Genomic DNA, 20,592 nt, shown 5'->3' on the forward strand with positions numbered 1-20,592 from the left:
CGCCGTCGCCCGCCCCGCACCACACCCCGACCACCGAAGGACCCGGGCCATGCCCAGCACACCGGACGCCACCCCCGACCGCACCCGTCCCGCGGACCCCACCCCCGACGTACGCACCGAGAGGATCGGCACCTCCCTCCTCATCACCCTCGACCGGCCCCGCGCCCGTAACGCGGTCAACGCGGCCGTGGCGGCCGGACTCGCCCGCGCGCTCGACGAGTTGGCGGCCGACCCCGCACTGCGCGCCGGTGTCCTCACCGGCGCGGGGGGCTCCTTCAGCGCCGGCATGGACCTCAAGGCCGCGCTGGCCGGTGAATCGCCCGACATCCCGGGCCGCGGCTTCGGCGGGCTGACCGAGACCGTGACGCCCAAGCCGCTGATCGCCGCCGTCGAGGGCTGGGCCATGGGCGGCGGCTTCGAACTCGCCCTGGCCTGCGACCTCATCGTCGCCGCCGACGATGCCCGGTTCGGCCTGCCGGAGGTCAAGCGCGGCCTCGTCGCGGCCGGCGGCGGGGCGATCCGGCTGCCCAAGCGGATTCCCTACCACCTGGCCATGGAGCTGCTGCTGACCGGAGAGCCGGTCTCCGGCGAGCGGGCCGGTCTGCTCGGGATCGCCAACCGGGTCGTCCCGGCCGGTGAAACGGTCGGCACGGCACTGGAGCTGGCCGCACAGCTCGCGGCGAACGCCCCGCTCGCCCTCGCCGCCGTGAAGAAGATCGCCCACGCCGCCGACGGCACACCCGAGCCGGCCGCCTTCGCCGCCCAGCGCCAGGAGATGGCCGCACTCGCGGCCTCGGCCGACGTACGGGAAGGCATGACGGCCTTCGCCGAGCGCCGTGCCCCCGTCTGGCAGGGCAAGTAGGAGGAGCACCCCATGAAGCAGCACGACATCACCCGGCACCATGCCACCCCCCTGATCAACCCGGCGTATCCACCCGTCATCCCGCGCTTCACCCACCGCGAGTACCTCAACATCGTCTACCGCACCGACTACGACGCCCTGCGCGCGGTGGTCCCCGAGCCACTGGAGATCGACGAGCCGCTGGTCCGCTTCGAGGTCATGCGGATGGGCGATGTCACCGGGTACGGGCCGTACACCGAATCCGGTCAGGCGATCCCGGTCCGCCACGAAGGCGAGCGCGGGGAGTACCTGCACGCCATGTACCTCGACAACTTCGCGGCCACGGCATCCGGGCGCGAGGCGAGCGCCTACCCCAAGACCATCGGTGCGCCCGCCCTGTACGTGGACCACGGCGCGCTCGTCGGCGTCCTCGACTACGGCACCGTCCGGGTGGCGACCGCCACCATGGGCTACAAGCACCAAGAGCTGGACCCCGAAGAGGCGGCCGCGCAGATCACCGTTCCCACCTTCATGCTCAAGCTGGTGCCGGGCTACGACGGAGCCCCGCAGGTGGCCCAGCTGGTCCGCACCCAGATCAGCGACCTGGTCGTCAAGGGCGCCTGGACCGGCCCCGCCCGGCTGCAACTGAGCGCGCATGTGCTGGCCCCGCTGGCCGATCTGCCGGTCCGCGAGATCGTCTCGGCGAGCCACCTCCTCGCCGACCTCACCCTGGCGCCGGTCGAGCCGGTGCACGACTACCTCGCGCGCTGACCCCGCGCACGGAAAGAAGCAGCTGCCATGAGCAACACCCACCCCACCGTGGCGGTGATCGGCGCCGGGACCATCGGGCTCTCGTGGACCGCCCTGTTCGCCGGGCACGGACTGCGGGTACGGGTCACCGACCCGCGCCCCGACCTCGCCGAAGCCGTCGACGAGGCACTGGCCGAAGCCGCCCCGCAACTGGCCCGGCAGGGCCTCGACAGCACCGGCCTCGCCGGCCGGGTCCACCTGGCCGAGGGCGTCACCGAGGCCGTACGCGAGGCGGATGTGGTCCAGGAGAACGGACCGGAGAACACCGACTTCAAGCGCGAGCTGTTCGCCACCCTGGTCCGTGAAGCCCCCTCCCACGCACTCCTGCTGAGCTCCTCCTCCGCCATCCCGTCCACCGCATTCACCGACCGGCTCGACGACGCCGGGCGCATCCTGATCGGCCATCCGTTCAACCCGCCGCACCTCGTACCGCTGGTCGAGGTGGTGCCCGGCAGGCGTACCTCCGAGGACGCCGTCACCCGGGCGGTGGAGTTCTACCGCTCGGTCGGCCGGGTGCCGGTGGTGGAGCGCAAGGAGATCCCCGGCTTTGTCGGCAACCGCCTCCAGAACGCGCTCAGCCGTGAGGCGATCCACCTGGTGGAACAGGGCGTGGTCAGCCCGTCCGAACTCGACGCGATCATGGTGAATTCGCTCGGACTGCGCTGGTCGGCGGTGGGCCCCTTTCTCGGCGCCCACCTGGGCGGCGGCCCCGGCGGCTACCGGCACATGGCCGAGCACATCGGCCCCTCGATGCAGCGGATGTGGGACTCCCTCGGCCGCCCGGAGCAGAACCCCGAACAGACCGAACGGCTCATCAGGGCCGTGGAGGACGCGTACGGCTCCCGCTCCTACCGCGACCTCGGCCGGGAGCGCGACCGCAAGCAGCTCGCCGTCCTCGCCGCCCTGAAGGACGCCGGCACCACCAGCAAGCAGAACCAGGAGACCCGGTCATGACCGCCACCCACCCCGAGGCCCCGCTGTCCGACGGCCTCACCGCCGATTTCTACGGCTACGAGAACCTGCTGCCCGAGGATGAGCGCAAACTCCTCCTCCAGGCCCGCGACTTCATGCGCACCGAGGTGAAGCCGCTGGTCAACGACGCCTGGGCGAAGGGGGAGTTCCCCCGCGAACTGATCGACAGGTTCCGCGGGCTGGGCCTCGCCGGTGTCCCGTACGAGGGGTACGGCGACCCGCTGCCCGCCGGGAGCAATCTCCTGGTCGGCATGCTGTCGATGGAGTACACCCGCACCGACGCCTCGTCCGCGACCTTCTTCGGCGTCCACAACGGACTGGCCATGTACAGCATCTACCGGGGCGGCGACCAGGAGCAGCGCGACCGCTGGCTGCCCGCGATGGCCGCCCTCGACAAGATCGGCGCCTTCGCCATGACCGAGCCGCTCGGCGGCTCCGATGTGGCGGGCGGTATGCGCACCACCGCGCGGCGGGCCGGCGACCACTGGATCCTCAACGGCGCCAAGCGGTGGATCGGCAACGGCACCTTCGCCGATCTGGTCATCGTCTGGGCCCGCGACGAGGCCGACGACAAGGTCAAGGGCTTCGTGGTGGAGCGGGGCACCCCAGGCTTCTCGGCTGCCAAGATCGAGAACAAGACCGCCTTCCGCATCGTCGAGAACGCCGACCTCACCCTGACCGAGGTCCGGGTCCCGGAGGCCGACCGGCTCCAGCGGGTCGACTCCTTCCGCGATGTCGCGGAGATCCTGCGCGCCACCCGCAGCGGCGTCGCCTGGCAGGCCCTCGGCGTCATGATCGGCGCCTATGAACTCGCGCTCGCCTACGCCACGGAGCGCCGGCAGTTCGGCCGCCCGATCGCCCGTTTCCAACTGGTGCAGGACCTCCTGGTCAAGAGCCTCGGAAACATCACCGCCTCCTGGGGGATGCTCGTCCAGCTGGCCCGCCTCCAGGACGCCGGCATCTTCCGCGACGAGCACTCCTCCCTGGCCAAGGCGTTCGTCACGGCCCGGATGCGCGAGGTCGTGGCCTGGAGCCGGGAGATATTCGGCGGCAACGGCATCGTCCTCGACTACGACGTCGCCCGCTTCTTCGCCGACGCCGAGGCCATCTACTCCTTCGAGGGCACCCGCGAGATGAACACCCTCATCGTGGGCAAGGCCATCACCGGCGAGAGCGCCTTCGTCTGACCCTCCCGGCCCCTCCCCGCGGAACGCGGGGCGGGCGGCGGTCCCCGTGCCGCGTCCGGTGCCCCGGCACCACCGGGCGCGGCTCTCCGCTGGGCGTACCCGGTGCTGCCGGTCCGCGGCCACTGTCACGGTCCGTGAGCGGGACCGGCGCGGCTCGGCGTGTCGCTCGTCCCGTAAGGGTGAATCCGTGCACCCATTGTGACGCCTCGATGTCACAGCACGCACGACGGCGATCCAACGATGGAGTCCTCGGGGGGCATCCACGCCGGCCCAGTGAAAGGCTCCTCGATGGACACGCAGATCGCACAGGTGAAGATCCACCCCGCCATAGGCATAGCCCGGGTCGGCAACAGTGACAAACAGCCCTTCATAGGCCCCGAGTCGCCCGACCAGCCGGCACTGCCGCCCGGCTCGTACAAGGACAGCTCGGGGAAGGTCATCCGGCAGGCCGCCCGCTTCCGCATCTACGGCTACAACCGGGCGGGGGAGGTCGTCAGGGAACTCAAACTGGGCGAGGGGGACGTCACCGAGATCAAGTGGTCGGTGCACCTGGCCAACAAGAAGTCCGCCTGGTACCAGTTCCACCTCCCGCTCGACATCAAAGAGGCCCTCAGCCTGCCGTCGGCCCAGCTTCAGCGTCGGAACTTCGACGTCACGGGCGCCGAGCGGAAGAAACTCGTCATCGATGCCGGCAACAAGGCGATCCGCGCCTCCCTGCACGAGGCCGCCGCCCTCTCCGGGAAGATCATGAACCGGCAGGTCCCCCTCGGCTCGATCTCCACCCAGACCGACGGCCGCCTGCTGGTCGTCGGGGGTGTCGGGAAGTCGGCCTCCTACGCCACCCCCGAGAAGCCGATCTCCGGCGTCGCCAACAACGACACCTGGTACGACGACGTCGCCGACGGGCCGGTCACGGCGGAGGTCACCATCGGGGGTGTCACGAAGAGCGCGAGTCCCGCCTGGGCCGTGGTGGCCCCGCCGCACTACGCGCCCGGTGTGAAGAGCGTCCGCACGCTGTACGACGTGCTCTACGACGTGTTCCTCGCCGAGCACACGCTGCCCACCGTGCAGCAGATCTCCTACCCGGACCACGTCGAGCCGCTGCTGAGCCGGTTCTGCCAGCTCCAGTGGGTCAACCACGGCTTCGCCACCCAGTTCGGCTGGAGCGGCCCGCACGACTTCCGCGACCCGGCCATGCGCAAGCGGCTCGCCGACCCGGGTGCGGCCAGCCAGGAGCTCCGCCGCCAGATCTACGTCCAGATGCGCGACTACGACCGGGACGGCACGTCCCCGGTGCCCTGGCCGTGGCTCTACGGCGACGCCATGTCCAGCCGCAAACCCGACTCGGAGCGGCAGCACCTCGTGATCTCCGCCGAGCAGGACCGGGTGCTTGCCCTGTGGGCCGACGGCCGCTTCACCTCCGGCCCGCCCCGTAAGGGCTTCCCGAACGTGGACGAGGCGCCCCCGGCCGAACAGCCGCGGCTGCTGGACCGCGGCGCGCTGGAGAACTGCGCCGCCGACGCGTTCCACCCGGGCTGTGAGGTCACCTGGCCGATGCGGCACAAGACCATGTACTCCGAGCCGTTCCGCATCCTGCACCGCACACCGGAGAACCCGGAACCCGACTACGGCGATCTGCTCACCGTCCAGGACGCCATGGGCAAGAACGGTCCGCTGTACGCGCAGGGCCCGGGTGACCTCACGCGCTGGATGGCCGCCCCCTGGCAGTGCGACGCGGCGAGCTGCCGCTCCGGCTACCAGGTGCAATCCGGGCTCGGCCCCCGCTACAGCCCCTATCTGCCGACGTTCTGGCCCGCCCAGGTGCCCAACCACGTGCTGAAGAACACGGACTTCACGACCGTCAACACCCCGCCGGCCGGCCCCGACGACGGCGTCAGGGAGGAGGCCTTCGAGAGGAGGGCGGTATGGCTGCGCGGCCTGAAGGGCACCCAGTCCAACGCCCAGCGCCGGCAGATGATCGACGACTGGTTCAAGTTCGGCATCGTCGAGCCGCGCGAATACACCGTGGGCGACGCGAAGTTCCCCCCAATCATCCAGGTGGAGTCCGAGCCCGGCTATCCGCCGGCCCCCGACCACGCCAACCTCATCAACATCCAGGTCCCCGAGGCGGGGGTGCCGCAACTGGCCGGCGCGGCCGGTACCTGGACCGGGGACGTCCCGGCCGAGACCGTCGAGGCCATGCTCGTGCAGCAGGCGGTCGATGAGGTCAAGGAGGCGACGGGGCAGCCCGAGACCGCGATCGCCGCCGGGTACCTGGAGAAGCTCGACCCCTTCCACGGCGCCCAGTGAGCCCCGTACCGGGCTATGACGTCGTGGTCGCGGGCGGGGGACCGGCCGGCTGCGCCGCCGCCCTCACCCTCGTACGGGCCGGGCGCAGCGTCCTGCTGGCCGACGCGGGCACCGGCCCGCCCAAGGCCGGCGAGGCACTGGTGTCCATGGGGCGGCTGCTCCTGGCCGACCTGGGCGTCGAAGAGCCGGTCCTGGGCAGCGGCCATCTGCCCTGCCACGGCAATCTGTCCGCCTGGGGTTCGGCCGAACTTCACGCCGTGGACTTCATCAACGACCCGTACGGCCACGGCTGGCACCTCGACCGTCCGCTCTTCGACCGGCGGCTGCGCGCCGCCGCCCGCGCGGCGGGCGCCGAGGTGGCCGAGGACACCGGCGTACGGTGCCCGGCGCGGCAGCCGGACGGCACCTGGCGGCTCGCCCTGCGCGACCGCTCCGGTGGCGGGGAACGTACGGTCCGCTGCCGCTGGGTGGTGGACGCCACCGGACGGGGCGCCGCGATCGCCGTCCGCTCCGGTGCCCGGCGGCGCACCGGAGACCGGCTCACCGCCTTCCACCTCACCCTCGACCCGGCCCCGCAGACCGTCACCGACGGCCGTTCGCTGGTCGAGTCCGACGAGGACGGCTGGTGGTACACCGCCCTGCTGCCCTCCCGGCACCGCCTGGTCGCCTACTTCACCGATCCCGACCTGCCCGTGGCCGCACACGGAGCCGAGCGGTTCCACGACCGGCTGCTGGCCACCCGGCACGTCTCCCACCGGGCCCGCCCGCACGGCCTCACCACCCTGCGGCCACCCCGCCGCGCCCCCGCGCACAGCGCACATCTGGACCGGGTGCACGGCGACGGCTGGACGGCCGCCGGAGACGCGGCGGCCGCCTTCGACCCGCTCAGCTCCCAGGGCATCCTCACCGCCCTCTACACCGGGCTGAGCGCAGGCCGGGCGGTCGACGCCCGGCTGCACGGCGACCGGGCGGCGCAGGCCGTCTACGCGGCGCAGGTCGCCACCGCCCGCACCGCCTACCAGCACGGCCACCGCGCCGTGCACGCCCAGGAAACCCGCTGGGCCGACCGCCCCTTCTGGGCCCGGCGACAGCGGACCATCCGCCCCCACCCCCCTCTGACGAAAGGCGAGACCCCCTCATGACCCCCACCACCGGACCCGAGCACGCCGAGGGCCAGCACATCCACCGGTTCCTGCTGCTGGGCAAGAAGAAGCTGTTCTTCTACCACCTGGCGCTGTACAACCCCCAGTCCGGCCACAACTACCAGGCGGTGTTCACCTTCACCCTCAAGGACAACGGCGCGCTGCGGGAGATGTACCTGAAGGACCTGGCGCAGCACGAGAACGAGCGGGTCTTCTACTCCCTGCGCTGTCCGCACCACTTCGAACTCCCCGAGCTACAGCAGGGCAAGGAGTTCAGCGTCCATCTGGAGCGGGTCGTCGTGAAGCCGGACGGCAGCCGCGACTTCCAGCAGATGACGACGACCGAGACCCCGGTGGAGTGCAAGAGGGAGGACGTCCTCTCCTTCCGCAAGCTCGGACAGCTGCCCTACCCCGAGTACCTCACGTACCTGATGTTCGGCGAAGGGGACGAGATCCACGTGGCCCACCAGCTCGCCGAGCGCCCGAACTGGGACGAGGCCGTCACCGTCACCACCGCGAAGCCCATCGACGCGGCGACGGTCAAGAAGGTCCCGGCCCTCGTCATCGACTCGGTCCAGGACGCCCACGACAGGCTGGTCGAGAGCCCGCTGAAGAAGGGGCAGCAGTACCAGGGCAGGATCGACGGGAACGGCCCGACGGTCGACTTCACCGTGGGCCGCCAGGGCTGGTGGAACCACACCAGCCTCAACAACTGACCTGCCGCGGCACACCTTCGTTCCGCATCCCCGGCCCGGGCCGTGACACGGCGTCGCGACCCGGGCCGTCCGGCACCGGGGCGGCAGGGCCCGAAGGAGAGGGGCGTTGCCCGGTACCTCGCTCGGGCAACGATCCGAAAGGTCCCCCTAGCGGCCCTTGTCGGTGTGCGCCCACTGGGGCCAGAGGCGGGTGGCGGCCTCGACCTGTCGGACGACCGGGCCGACGGCCGTGGCCGACCGGGTGTAGCCCTGGACGAGTCCCTTGAGCATGGTGTCGTTCTCCTGCGGGCTGTTGCGGTTGCTGTCCACCAGCCTCACACAGTTGCGGCTTGCGTCGAGGGTCGCACTGAGCCAGGACGACCAGGCGTCCTGGAGGTCGCGGTCCGGGATCGGAAGGCGGCGCGCGGTGGTCGCGTCCGTGGTGAGCGCGGCGCAGGTCCTGCGGAGCCGGTGCGAGTCGAAGCGGACCAGTTCATGCGGGCGGGACTTCGCCGCTTGCACCATGCCGTCGAGTTGCTTGCGGAAGTCGCCGTAATGCGCGCTCAGTTGTCGGATATCGCGCTTCCCGCTCAGCGTGTACCACGCCAGCAGTTGCAGGGTCCGGATCCGTTCGGATGCCTTGGGCGGCGGCGGTGGTGTCACGGCGGACGACGTCTGCGCCGCCGCGCGCCGCTGACCGGCGATCGCCACCGGACCGACTGCCGCGACGGCGATCAGCAGCGCCAGGCCGCCCAGCGTGACCAAGGAGCGCGTGCGGGAGGGGCGCGCGGCGGCCGACGGGGCGTTCGGGGCGGGCCGGGGCTGTCGCGCCGGGGCCCGCAGGCGCAGTGCGGCCGCCGCGCCTCTGGCGGCCACGGCCACCAGTGCGGCGCCGAGGACGGAAGGCAGCACCAGGCCGGCCAGAGGCTGGGTGATCAGCCAGCTCGGGCCGGGCACCCAGTGGCAGGTGTGGGCCAGGGTCCGCAGCGGCCCCAGACAACCGTCCACGGCACCGAGCGCGAACTTCCCCACCAGCGCCACGGACTGGGCCACCCCCGCGGCCACGAGCGCACGCGGCAGCCACCGGTACCGGGAGGTGACCGCAACCACCGCACCGGTCAGCGCCACCCCCGCCCAGATCGCGGTGGCCGCCCACCACAGGTACAGCATCGAGAAGGTGCCGTTGGACGCTCCGAGCGGCGGCTGCCAGGTGTGCATATGGGCCATGACGCCGACCAGCCCCGCCAGACAGACGACGCCGCCGAGGAGTCCGGCCGTCACGGCCGACCGCAGCCCGGCGGCCGGGCCGTGGACCCGGGTCCGCCGCAGCCACAGGGCCAGGGGAAAGGCCCACAGCACCATCGTCGCGCCGGCGAACAGCACGCTCGTGCCCAGCATCGCGGCCTGCGGCATGGTGGCGGTGAACCAGTCGAGCTCCGTGGTGTGTTCGCTCCACGGTCCGGGAAACGACCGGATCATCTGCTGTTGCAGGCCGGCCCCGGTGAGGATGTCTCCCGCCAGGTACAGAAAGCCGAACCGCAGCCACCAGTTCACACCGGCCGCGGCCAGCAGGCAGCAGGCGAGCAGGGACGGCCAGATCGCCCTGCGCAACGAGGCGCCGCCCAGCGTCCGCAGCCGCAGCCGCGCACAGGCCACGGTCCACAGCGTGAACAGCACGGCACCGGCCAGGAGCGCCAGCAGGATCTCGGGGTGCTCGGGCAGCCATCCGGCGCCGCTGGTGATGCCGGTCATCAGCTCACCGCAGGCCAGACCGAGCCCCAGTGCGAGCCCCGGACGCAGACCGTCCGGGCGGCGCAGACCGTGATGCCCGGCGTAGGCGAGCGACCGCCAGACCGCGAGGGTGACGAGTACCGCGGTGGGCAGGGCGGTGGCCCAGGTCGCGGCCGTGGTGCCCCACAGGCCGGACAGGGTGTGGGCGGAGACGAGGGCGGCCCAGCCGACCAGGAACATCTGCTCCGTGCCCAGGGAGAACAGCGCTGCCGGATCGGCCAGGGACCGTCTGCGGACGGCCCAGGAGGGGTGGGTGCTCCACAGCGCGGCCACCCGGCTCCGTGCCGTGTGAAGGAACGTCGGGACGGCGACGAGGGGGCCGCGGTCCCGGGCACCGTCCCAGATCTGGCGCTGCGCTCCCAGGGCGACGGCGTCCGCGTCGGCGTACAACTCACGGTGACGCAGGGTGTCGGCCCGGGCCAGCACCACGAGGAGCACCATGAACAGCGCGCTCGCCAGGGCCCGCAGCACACCGGCCCGCCCGGCGGGCCAGAACACCGCGTCGCCCCCGTAGAAGGCGCCGAAGAACTGCGCCGCGACGAAGCTGCCCCCGTACAGCACCGTGAACGGCACGACGACCAGTGCCAGAAAGACCCGCCACAGCGCCGTGACGGCATAGGCGAGGTCGACGTCCCGGTTGCGGAGATGGGCCAGCTCGTGCAGCACGACGGCGTGGAATCCGGCCCGGGCGTCGGCATTGCCGCGCCACGCGGCCACCAGCCCGGCGTGCAGACAGACCGTGTGCCGCCCGGCCCGGCCGAACACCACGGCACCGGCGTCGAAGGAGTCGGGGTCCACCACGAAGGCCGGTACGGTACGCAGCCGTGCCGTGGCCACGAGGCGCATCAGCTCGGCCCGCAACTCCCCGTCGGGGGCCGCCTCGTCGAGGGTGATCACCCGGCCGCGCCGGGACTTCCAACGCGGCAGCCAGGCGTAGAGCGCGGCGGCCGACAGCAGTACCAGCCCGGCGCCGACGATGCCGGGCAGGTTCTTGACCATGGCGCCGGCGGGGGCACAGTCCTTGAGTTCGCGCAGCCCTCGGATGTCGAGCCGCATCGAGTCCGCCATCCGGAGGTTCGGGTCGAAGCCCGCCGCGAACTTGCACAGGATCTCCTTGTCGTCCCAAGGAGCCAGCGCGAACATCGAGTTGACCATCCCGATGGTCGCCACCACCATCACGAGCACCAGGACGGCGAAGCGCAGGGTGGTGCCCATCGGCAGGACCCGCGGGTCGATCCTGCGGGGCTCGGTCCCGCCCGGGGTGGGCGGGGCACCATCCCGGGAGGGTGGTGCGCTGCCGGCGCTCAGGACGCACCTCTCGTCACGTCGGACACCACATCCCGTACGTCCACACTCACCGGCATCGCCTCCGCGTCGTGTTCACGACTACAACGTCCCACGGAATCAATGTAGTTGGGGCGGATGCACTCATGTGCGGAGATCTACGTGTCGACGGACGGCCCGGGCTTCGCCTGGAGCTCGTCGAGCCGCAGGAACGCCAGCGCGCGGCGCATCAGGTCGACGAGTTCCTCGGGATCGTCCTGCCAGGCCCAGTGCTCCATGGTGACGGTGAACGCGTCCAGCACCGCGGTGGTCAGCAGACGCACTTCGAGGCTGTCGGGAGGGGCGCCCACGCGGGCCGCGAGCGCGGGCGCGAGCCGTTCCTGCATCTCCCGCCCGGCCGCGAGCCAGCGCATCTTCAGGACGGGGACGCTCCCCAGGACCCGGACCAGCCGACGGGCCCGCGCGGCGTCCTCCAGGCGCCGCTCGGCCGTCGCCGTCCCGAAGGACGCCTCGATGGCGGCGCTGAGCGGTTCGTCGGCCGGATGTTCCGCGAGGACGGCCACGAGCTGGCCGACGCTGGAGGCGAAGAGGGGAGTGAGGGCGTCCTCTTTCGCCGGGCAGTAGCGGTAGAAGGTGCGCAGCGAGATGCCCGCGGCCGAGGCGATGTCCTCGACCGTCGTCGTGTCGTAACCGCGGTCGGCGAACAGGGCCGCCGCGGCCTCCGCGATCTCCAGCCGAGTCTGGAGGCGCCGGTGTTCCGTCAGGGACGGTCGGCCCCGCGCTGCCGCCATGTGTGCTCCTTGCCGTGCGTCGCCTTGGCTCTCATTCTCACAGAGAATTGATGGCACGTTGCGCCAAAAAACCGTATGTTGATCAACGACTGATCAGGAGCCGTTCGTTCAGCGGTCGATCCATCGGCCGTGCCCGTGCTGTCGTGCCATCCCTGCCGACGCGCGGTGATCAGTGACCGGTGAACGTCCAGCGTCAGCGAAGGAGCCGACCATGTCCCGCACCTACCTCATCACCGGAGCTGCCTCCGGCATCGGCAAGGCCACCGCCACCCGCCTGAAGGAGCAGGGGCACACGGTCATCGGCGCCGACCTCAAGGACGCCGATATCGTCGCGGACCTCGCCACCCCCGATGGCCGGGCCCATCTGGTCCAGCGCGCGGACGAGTTGAGCGGTGGACGGCTCGATGCCGTGATCGCGGGCGCCGGCCTCGCCGGGTTCGCGCCGCGCGCCGTCAGCGTCAACTACTTCGGCGCGGTCGCCACCTTGGCGGGGCTGCGCCCCCTGCTGGCCGCCGGCACGGACCCGCGCGCCGTCGTCATCGCCTCGGTCGCCTCCGTCCATCCGCACGACACGGCCATCGCCGACGCGGCGCTCGCCGGTGACGAGGAAGCGGCGCTGGCCGCCGCCCAGGCAGCGGTCGACCGGGGAGAGGGCTATGCGATCTACGGCTCGGCCAAGGCCGCCCTCGCACGGTGGATACGCCGTACCGCCGTGACCGCCGACTGGGCAGGCGCCGGTATCCCCCTCAACGCCATCGCCCCCGGAACCGTCGTCACCCCCATGACGGAACCCATGCTGGCCAGTCCCGACGTGCGCAAGATCGTCGACGCGACCGTCCCCATGCCGCTTCACGGCCATGCCCGGCCGGCACAGATCGCTCCCCTCCTGACCTGGCTCACCTCTCCCGAGAACGAACTGGTCACCGGCCAGGTCGTCTTCATCGACGGCGGCGCCGACGCCGTACTGCGAGGCGACGGCACATGGTGAGCCGTGGGAGGAAGCGGCCGATCAGGGGCACCCCGCAGTCGTCGCCGTCCCCAGTCATCGCAGGTCCGTCCGTGCACACGCTCACCCGTACCACCGTCGTCACCGCCGCCCCCGATGCCGTCTGGCAGATCATCGGCACGTTCGGCGGCCTCGCCGACTGGCATCCCCTGCTCCCGCCGTCGGTGATCGAGGACGGCGCCGATCCCGAGACGCCCGGTGCGGTACAGGCGTTCTCCGTCGACGGCCAAGTGGTCATCCGGGAAAAGCTCCTGGAGAAGGACGACGCGCGCCGGATGCTCCGTTACACCCTCCATGAATCCGCCGTCCCCGTGTCCGACTACGTCTCCACGCTGTCCGTGCACCCGCACGAGACGGGTGCCGAGATCCGCTGGGCCGCGACGTACGAGGCCGCCGACGCACTTGTCCCCGAGATCGAGAAGCACTTCGGCGACATCATCTACACCACCGGCCTGGACGCCCTCAAAGAACGCTTCGCCCTCCCGGACTGAGGACATTCCCTAGCCCCGGGCCGGCACCACCAACACCTCGGTGCCGGCCGCCCGGACCTCCCGTACCTGCTCCGCCGCCAGCCCGTCGTCGACGATCAGCAGGTCGAAGTCGGTCAGCGGGGCCAGTGCGTAGAGGCCCCCCTTGGCGAACTTGGTGTGGTCGGCGACCAGGACGCGGCGGCCGGCGCTTTCCATCATGGCCCGCTTGACCTGCACGGTCTCCGGTGAGGTGTGGTAGCAGCGGCCGTTGGTGACGGCCGTGGTGGACATGAACAGCACATCGGCGCGAAAGGCCCGTACCGCGTCCGCGGTGTGCGGGCCCATGAACGCGTCGTACGCCGGGAAGTACACACCGCCCAGCGTGATCAGCGAGACGCCGGGCTCCTTGGCGAGGGTGGTGATGGCCGGCAGGGAGTTGGTGATCACCGTCAGCGGGGTGTGTTCGGCGACCTGGTGCGCCAGCAGCAGACAGGTCGTGGAGTCGTCGAGCAGCACCGTCTGCCCGGGGACCAGCAGCGTGGCGGCGGCCCGTGCCAGCTGCTGCTTGGTCTGCGCCATGGTGGCCATCCGCTCCGCGACACTGCCGTGGAACTGCGCCGACGGCAGCCCCGTCGCGCCGCCGCGCACCTTGCGCAGCCAGCCCTGTGCCTGAAGGGCGTCCAGATCGCGGTGCGCGGTCATCAGGCTGATGCCGAACTCGTCGGCGAGGTCCGCGGTGCGCACGAAGCCGCGGGCGATGACGGTGTCGCGCATGCGGCGCCGCCGCTCCTCCTGGGCCTCGACCCGGTCCATCGCTCGCTCCTTCCGGTCCCCGTGCGGCCGCCCGGCGTGGTGAGACGGCCACGTCGCGGGGATCGGCCGCGTGAATTCGCCGCGTTATGTTCGCATGGATTTCACATGGCGCGCGCGGCGGCAGCGGCGTCCACATGCGGTTCCGGTACGACACAACATGGCAGGTCGCGGCCCCGATGCGAAGATTCCGGCGGCCATTGACGCCCGTTTCCGCCCGGCGGTTCCATCACTGCGTCCACCCCTCCTGCCCCGCCGCCGCAGAAAGGGAGATTCGATGACGAACTCTCCTCCGCGTTCGCTGATCACACGCCTGGGTATCCCGCCGACCCTCGCCTGGGGATACCTCGGACTCCTCCTCTTCATGATCGGAGACGGAGTCGAGTCCGGCTATCTCTCGCCGTACCTCATCGACCAGGGCATCTCGGAGTCCCGGGTCGCGCTGCTGTTCACCGTCTACGGGATCGCGGCCGGCCTCGCCGCCTGGCTCTCCGGGGTGCTGTCCGACCTGTGGGGCCCGCGCCGTGTCATGTGGACCGGCCTGGCCATCTGGGCCGCCTTCCAGCTGTTCTTCCTCCTCGCCGCCATCCCCCTCACCAGCTATCCGCTGATGATGCTCGCCTACGGGCTGCGCGGCCTGGGGTATCCGCTGTTCGCCTACGGGTTCCTCGTCTGGGTCGCCGGGGTGACACCGCGCGCCCGGCTCGGTACGGCGATGGGGTGGTTCTGGTTCGCCTTCACGGGCGGCCTGCCCACGCTCGGCTCGCTGGTCGCCGGCGGGCTCATCCCGCAGATCGGTTCCTACGCCACGCTGTGGGCCGCGCTGGTACTGGTGGCCGCGGGCGGGCTGATCGCCCTGCTGCTGGTCCGTGACGACCACGGCGCACGGCGGCCCCGCGGTACGGGGGAGGGGCCGGTGGCCACGCTGGTCGGCAGCATCACGATCCTGTGGCGCAACCCCCGGGTCGGGGTCGGCTCGGTCGTCCGGGTGATCAACACCGCCTCGCAGTTCGGCTTCTTCGTGATCATGCCGATCCACTTCACCAGGACCGTCGGCTTCAGCCTCACCCAATGGCTGCATCTGCTCAGCGCGATGTTCGCGACCAATATCTTCGCCAACCTGCTGTTCGGCGTGCTCGGCGACCGCTTCGGCTGGCGCCGCACCATCGCCTGGTTCGGCGGCGCCGGCTGCACGCTCAGCACTCTGCTGCTCTTCTACGTCCCGGACGCCGCGGGCCCGAACTTCCCGCTCGCCCTCCTGGTCGCCGCCTTCTACGGCGCTACGCTGGCAGGTTATGTACCCCTGTCGGCGCTGGTGCCCACTCTGGAGCCGAAGCACCAGGGGCAGGCGCTGGCCGCCCTCAACCTGGGAGCGGGAGCCAGCACCTTCGTCGGCCCCGCCGTCGTCGCGGCCTTCGTCGGACCGCTCGGCGTCGAAGGGGTGGTCTGGATCTTCGCGGGGATGTACGCGGTGAGCTGCGTGCTCGCCCACTTCCTGAAGCTGCCGGACGAGCCGGGCACGGCGGACGCGCAGGACGCCGCAGCACAGCGCGGCGACGCCCCCGAGGGCACCGCTGCCGGCGCCGCCTCGGCACCGGCGTGAGAGGACTCCACTGATGTCCGTACTGACCATCGACGTCGGCACCACGGTGATCAAGTCCGTCGTCTTCGACGACCGCGGCACCGAGATCGCCGTCGCCCGCCGGGCCACCGAGGTCCTGCGCCCGCACCCCGGCTGGGCGGAACAGGACATGGACGCCGTCTGGGACGCCGTCGTCCACACCGTCCGCACCGTCCTCGACGGACTGTCCGACCCGGTCTGGCTGGTGTCCTTCACCGCCCAGGGCGACGGCGCCTGGCTCGTCGACGACCGCGGACGGCCCACCGGACCCGCCATCCTGTGGTCCGACGGCCGGGCCGGGGACCTGCTCACCGGCTGGCAGCGCGACGGCGTCCTGGAGGCGGCCTTCCGCCGCAACGGCTCGCTGACCTGCGCAGGGATGCCCAATGCCCTCTTCGCCTGGCTCGCCGCGAACGACCCGGACCGGCTGGCCCGCTCCGCCACCTCGCTCACCGCCGCCGGCTGGCTCTTCCTGCGCTTCACCGGCGTGCGCGCCAGCGATGAATCCGATGCCTCGGCCCCATTCCTCGACCACGCCACCGGCACGTACGACCCGTACATCCTCGATCTGTTCGGCCTCGGCGCGTACGAGCGGCTGCTGCCCACCGTCCTGGGGGAGTCGCAGCGGATCGCCGAGATCACCGGCGCGGCGGCGGGCGAACTGGGGCTGCCGGCCGGGCTCCCGGTCGTGATGTCCCCCTATGACATCGCCGCCACCGCCCGCGGTGTCGGCGTCGTCAACCCCGGCCAGGCGTGCAGCATCCTCGGGACCACACTGTGCACCGAGATCGTCCGTACCGACATCGACACCGGGGGCGAACCGTCCGGCGTCCACATCGCCTACCGGGGACGTGAGCGGGTGCTGCGCGCCTTCCCCACCCTCAACGGCGCCGAGGTCCTCGGCTGGGCCGCCCGGCTGCTCCATCTGCCCGGACCGCCGGAGCTGGCGCAGCTGGCCTTCGAGTCGGAGCCGGGCGCCCGCGGGCTGATGTTCCTGCCGTACCTCTCCCCGGCCGGTGAGCGGGCCCCCTTCCTCGACCCGGGCGCCCGCGGCTCCTTCTGGGGCCTGTCCCTGGAGCACACGCCCGCCGATCTGGCGCGCGCCGTCTTCGACGGACTCTCGCTGGTTCTGCGGGACTCGCTGGCCGCCGCCCGTACGGACGTCAGCGAGCTGCGGCTGTGCGGCGGCGGCGCCAACAGCGATGCCTGGTGTGCGCTGATCGCCGATGCCACGGGGGTGCCCACCGCCCGCTCCGGCGACACCGAACTCGGCGCCAAGGGCGCCTTCCTCACCGGCCTGGTCCGCACCGGCGCCGAGACCAGCATGCACAGCGCCGCGGCCAAGTACGTCCGGATGCAGCGCAGTTGGGAGCCCGAACCGGAACGCGCGGAGTTCTATGCCGCGCTGTACGAGGACTTCCTCGGGTGGCGGGCCCGTGCCCGGGAGGCGGGCTGGCGGGGCGGCGCGGTCTGGCGGGGGAGCGCCCGCCGCCCCGAGGCCCCCGGCCGGCCGACCGAAACCACCGGCCACCCCGCCGGCACCACCCCTGGAGGTCCCCGTGTCTGACCCGCGCCCCGACGGCGGCGCCCCCGCCCCCGGCCTCCACGGCATCTGGCTGGGCCTCGACCTCGGCACCCAGAGCGCGCGCTGCGTCGCCGTCGACGGCACCGGTCAGGTCCTGGCCACCGCCGCCCGTCCGCTGACCGGCCGACGCGACGGCAACCGGCACGAGCAGGACCCCGAGGAGTGGTGGAGCGCGCTGGCCGCCGCGTGCCGGGAGGCCCTCGGCGGCGTCGACACCCGGCGGATCCGCGGACTGGCCATCGACGGCACCTCCGGCACGATCCTGCTCGCCGACGCACACGGCACCCCGCTCACCCCCGGCCTGATGTACGACGACGGGCGCGCCACCGCCGAGGCCGCGGCCGTCAACGCCGCCGGAGAGGCGGTCTGGCAGGAACTGGGCTACCGCAGCATGCAGCCCTCCTGGGCGCTGCCGAAACTCGTCTCCCTGCTGAAGAACGCCTCCGCGCGCCGGTCCGGCGTCCGGCTGCTGCACCAGGTCGACCTGGTGACCTGGCGGCTGGCGGGCCGCCAGGTCGCCGCCGACGCCAGCCACGCCCTCAAGACCGGCTACCACCTCGTCGAGGAACGCTGGCCCCAGAAGGTCATGGACGAACTCGGCGTGCCCGAGGGACTGTTGCCCGATGTGGTGCGTCCCGGCAGCCCGCTCGGCACCGTCTGTGCCGCTGCCGCCGAGGCCACCGGCATCCCCGAAGGGACCGCCATCGTCGCCGGGATGACTGACGGCTGCGCCGCACAGATCGGTGCCGGGGCACTCGCACCGGGCGCCTGGAACTCGGTGCTCGGCACCACCCTCGTCCTCAAGGGCAGCAGCCCGCACCTGGTCCGCGACCCGGCAGGCGTCGTCTACTGCCACCGCGGACCGGGTGACAACTGGTTGCCGGGCGGTGCCTCCAGCAGCGGCGCCGGCGTCCTCCCCCGGCACTTCCCCGGCGAGGACCTGGACGCGCTCACCGCCCGGGCCGCGGCCCTGGACCCGGACGCGGTCGCCTACCCCCTGGTCTCCACCGGCGGCGAACGCTTCCCCTTCCGCGCCCCCGACGCCACACCCTTCGTCCTCGGCCAGGTCCCCACCCGCGCCGCCGAATTCCACGCCTACCTCCTCGGCGTCGCCTGCCTCGAACGGCTCTGCTTCGACTATCTCGACCAACTCGGCGCGCCCGTCGACGGGCCGCTCACCCTCACCGGCGGCGGCGCCCGCAACGCCTACTGGTGCCAACTGCGCGCCGATGTCCTGGGACGTTCCGTACTGCTGCCGGAGCAGGCCGAGGCCGCCCTCGGCATGGCCGTCCTCGCCGCCACCTCCTCCGGTGCCGGCCTCCGGGAAGCGGCCGCCGCCATGGTCCGCATCGAGCGCGAGATCCGGCCCGCACCGGCCCGCACCGCCCGCTACCTCCCCGTCCACCTCCGTTTCGTCGACGAACTCACCCGCCGTGGCTGGCTCGACCAGGCCGTGGCCGACCACGCCCGCAGGAGGGCAGCACCGTGACCGACTTCATCCTCGTACGCCATGGCGAGACCGTCTGGCATGCGGAGAACCGCTACGCCGGCCGCACCGATGTGCCCCTCACCGACCACGGCCGCGAGCAGGCCGCCGCCCTCGCCACCTGGGCCGCCACCGCCGGCCTCACCGCCGTCGCCAGCTCCCCGCTCTCCCGTGCCCGGCTCACCGCCGCCCCCGCCGCCGAGGCCTGCGGCCTCACCGCACGCACCGACGAGCGGCTCTACGAACTCGACTTCGGCCAGGGCGAGGGCCTGACCAGGGACGAGATGCGCCACCGCTTCCCGGAGCGGCTGGCCGCCTTCCTCGCCGACCCGGTCGACAACCATCTGCCCGACGGGGAAGACCCGCGCCGCGCCGCCGCGCGCGCCGCCGACTGCCTCGCCGACCTCGCCCACGAGCAGCCGCACGGCCGGATCCTGGTCGTCGCGCACTCCACCCTCGTCCGGGTCCTGCTCTGCCATCTGCTGGGCATCCCGCTCGCCGACTACCGCCGGGTCTTCCCCCAGGTGCACAACGGCGCCCTCACCGAGATCCGCATCGAGGACGGGCGGACCGCGCTGCTCAGCTTCAACACCCCGGCCCTGAACCGGGCCCCCGCCCTCCACTGACCGTACGGCCGCCCGCACCGCACCCGCCTCTCAGGAGAAGCCCCTCATGAGCACCACCGTCCTCGCCGCCGGCAACCACTTCATCCGCCCGGTCCTGTTCACCCGGGCCGTGCGGGCGGCCGCCGGGGACGCCCCGCTGGACGTACGCGAGATCCAATTCGACTGGCCGCACACCCCCTTCGGGCCGGTCGCCGAGGTCATCGAGGCCTCCGGCAGCGAGGACGAGATGATCGCGGCCCTCCAAGGCGTCGAGATCTGTCTCACCGAGCACGGCCCGCTCACCGAGCGGATCCTCGCCCACTGCCCCGATCTGAAGCTGTTCTGCACCAGCCGCGGCGGTCCGGTCAACGCCAACGTCGAGGCCGCCACCCGGCACGGCGTCGCGGTCTGCTACGCCCCCGGCCGCAACGCCACGGCCACCGCGGAGCACACCCTCACCCTGATGCTGGCCGCCGCCCGCGGCGTCGGCGACACCCACACCGATCTGCGCCGGGGCGTCTGGCGCGGCGACTACTACGACTACGACAACTGCGGCATCGAGATCGAAGGCGCCACCGTCGGGCTGATCGGCTTCGGAGCCATCGGCAGCCGGGTCGCCAAGGTCCTCGCCGTCATGGGCGCCCAGGTCCTCGTCCACGACCCCTACGTCCGCCCCGAGGTGCTGGCCGGCCTCGCCGAACAGGTCTCCCTCGACGAACTGCTGACCCGCTCCCGCATCGTCTCCCTGCACGCCCGGGTCACCGAGGAGACCACGGGCATGATCGGGCGCAAGCAGATCGCCGCGATGCCCCGTGGTGCGGTCCTGGTCAACTGCGCCCGCGGTGCGCTCCTCGACTACGACGCGGTCTGCGACGCCCTGGAATCCGGGCAGCTGTCCGGCGCCGGCTTCGATGTCTTCTCCGAGGAGCCGCTGCCCGCGGGCTCCCGGCTGCTGACCGCCCCCGGCGTCGTGCTCACCCCGCACATCGCGGGCGGCAGCCAGGAAGTCGCGCACAAGGCGGCACGGATCGTCGCCGCGGAGGCCGGCCGCTATCTGCGCGGGGAGCCACTGGTCAACTGTGCCAACCCAGGTGTATTTCCGGCCAGTTGAGGCGTCAAGAGTAGGTCGTCGGGGCGGCGTCGGCCCAGGTGCCGGGGAGGTGGCGGAGGTGGAAGACCACCTTCG

The 20,592-nt window shown here is 72.0% G+C and carries 17 protein-coding genes; 14 read left to right on the forward strand and 3 right to left on the reverse strand.

Annotated features, from left to right (window positions below):
* Positions 1-49 precede the first annotated feature (49 nt).
* The 7 genes from IF67_RS0129970 to IF67_RS0130000 all read left to right on the forward strand — a co-directional run bounded on the left by IF67_RS0129970 (position 50) and on the right by IF67_RS0130000 (position 7,978).
* On the forward strand, positions 50-862 hold the full coding sequence (locus tag IF67_RS0129970) for a crotonase/enoyl-CoA hydratase family protein (RefSeq protein WP_051818716.1): 813 nt from the start codon (positions 50-52) through the stop codon (positions 860-862).
* A 12-nt stretch (positions 863-874) separates the two neighbouring features.
* Positions 875-1,612, forward strand: a complete 738-nt coding sequence (locus IF67_RS0129975; RefSeq protein WP_030990958.1) for an acetoacetate decarboxylase — start codon at positions 875-877, stop codon at positions 1,610-1,612.
* A 27-nt stretch (positions 1,613-1,639) separates the two neighbouring features.
* Positions 1,640-2,605 (forward strand): 3-hydroxyacyl-CoA dehydrogenase NAD-binding domain-containing protein, encoded by a 966-nt coding sequence (locus tag IF67_RS0129980; protein WP_030990959.1) that lies wholly within the window; start codon positions 1,640-1,642, stop codon positions 2,603-2,605.
* Complete coding sequence (locus tag IF67_RS0129985; protein ID WP_030990960.1) at positions 2,602-3,810, forward strand: acyl-CoA dehydrogenase family protein; 1,209 nt, start codon at positions 2,602-2,604, stop codon at positions 3,808-3,810. Before IF67_RS0129980 ends, IF67_RS0129985 begins: the two co-directional genes overlap by 4 nt.
* 288 nt (positions 3,811-4,098) lie before the next feature.
* On the forward strand, positions 4,099-6,120 hold the full coding sequence (locus IF67_RS0129990) for a LodA/GoxA family CTQ-dependent oxidase (protein ID WP_030990961.1): 2,022 nt from the start codon (positions 4,099-4,101) through the stop codon (positions 6,118-6,120).
* The gene (locus IF67_RS0129995) at positions 6,117-7,262 is read left to right on the forward strand and encodes an NAD(P)/FAD-dependent oxidoreductase (protein ID WP_030990962.1); all 1,146 of its coding nucleotides are present in this window, start codon (positions 6,117-6,119) and stop codon (positions 7,260-7,262) included. Before IF67_RS0129990 ends, IF67_RS0129995 begins: the two co-directional genes overlap by 4 nt.
* Entirely contained in the window at positions 7,259-7,978 is a 720-nt protein-coding gene (locus IF67_RS0130000) for a hypothetical protein (RefSeq protein ID WP_030990963.1), read from the forward strand. The genes IF67_RS0129995 and IF67_RS0130000 overlap by 4 nt, the downstream gene beginning before the upstream one ends.
* 147 nt (positions 7,979-8,125) lie before the next feature.
* Here IF67_RS0130000 and IF67_RS0130005 read toward each other — a convergent pair whose 3' ends face one another.
* A complete protein-coding gene (locus IF67_RS0130005; RefSeq protein ID WP_051818718.1) occupies positions 8,126-10,963 on the reverse strand; it encodes a M48 family metalloprotease in 2,838 nt (945 codons plus the stop codon).
* 227 nt (positions 10,964-11,190) lie between these two features.
* Positions 11,191-11,823 (reverse strand): TetR/AcrR family transcriptional regulator, encoded by a 633-nt coding sequence (locus IF67_RS0130010; protein WP_051818720.1) that lies wholly within the window; start codon positions 11,821-11,823, stop codon positions 11,191-11,193.
* Positions 11,824-12,034: 211 nt separating this feature from the next.
* On the opposite strand from IF67_RS0130010, the gene IF67_RS0130015 reads away from it, so the two are divergent.
* The gene (locus tag IF67_RS0130015) at positions 12,035-12,811 is read left to right on the forward strand and encodes an SDR family oxidoreductase (RefSeq protein WP_030990968.1); all 777 of its coding nucleotides are present in this window, start codon (positions 12,035-12,037) and stop codon (positions 12,809-12,811) included.
* Between the two features lie 71 nt (positions 12,812-12,882).
* Positions 12,883-13,320, forward strand: coding sequence for an SRPBCC family protein (locus IF67_RS0130020; RefSeq protein WP_030990970.1), 438 nt, complete (start codon positions 12,883-12,885; stop codon positions 13,318-13,320).
* 9 nt (positions 13,321-13,329) lie between these two features.
* Here the strand turns inward: IF67_RS0130020 and IF67_RS0130025 are convergent, their stop codons facing one another.
* A complete protein-coding gene (locus IF67_RS0130025) occupies positions 13,330-14,112 on the reverse strand; it encodes a DeoR/GlpR family DNA-binding transcription regulator (RefSeq protein ID WP_030990972.1) in 783 nt (260 codons plus the stop codon).
* Positions 14,113-14,386: 274 nt separating this feature from the next.
* On the opposite strand from IF67_RS0130025, the gene IF67_RS0130030 reads away from it, so the two are divergent.
* The 5 genes from IF67_RS0130030 to IF67_RS0130050 are packed head-to-tail and all read left to right on the forward strand — an operon-like array spanning position 14,387 to position 20,517.
* Positions 14,387-15,712: an MFS transporter gene (locus IF67_RS0130030; RefSeq protein ID WP_037840027.1), complete on the forward strand. Its 1,326-nt coding sequence runs from the start codon at positions 14,387-14,389 to the stop codon at positions 15,710-15,712.
* 13 nt (positions 15,713-15,725) lie between these two features.
* Positions 15,726-17,297: an FGGY-family carbohydrate kinase gene (locus IF67_RS0130035; RefSeq protein ID WP_030990975.1), complete on the forward strand. Its 1,572-nt coding sequence runs from the start codon at positions 15,726-15,728 to the stop codon at positions 17,295-17,297.
* Positions 17,290-18,804 carry an FGGY-family carbohydrate kinase gene (locus IF67_RS0130040; protein ID WP_199812800.1) on the forward strand — a complete coding sequence of 505 codons (1,515 nt, stop codon included), beginning with the start codon at positions 17,290-17,292 and terminating at the stop codon, positions 18,802-18,804. The genes IF67_RS0130035 and IF67_RS0130040 overlap by 8 nt, the downstream gene beginning before the upstream one ends.
* A complete protein-coding gene (locus IF67_RS0130045; protein WP_030990978.1) occupies positions 18,801-19,427 on the forward strand; it encodes a histidine phosphatase family protein in 627 nt (208 codons plus the stop codon). Before IF67_RS0130040 ends, IF67_RS0130045 begins: the two co-directional genes overlap by 4 nt.
* A gap of 46 nt (positions 19,428-19,473) precedes the next feature.
* Positions 19,474-20,517: a 2-hydroxyacid dehydrogenase gene (locus IF67_RS0130050; RefSeq protein WP_030990980.1), complete on the forward strand. Its 1,044-nt coding sequence runs from the start codon at positions 19,474-19,476 to the stop codon at positions 20,515-20,517.
* Positions 20,518-20,592: the final 75 nt, after the last annotated feature.

This window comes from Streptomyces sp. NRRL S-1813 (assembly GCF_000719605.1).
GTDB lineage: Bacteria > Actinomycetota > Actinomycetes > Streptomycetales > Streptomycetaceae > Streptomyces > Streptomyces decoyicus.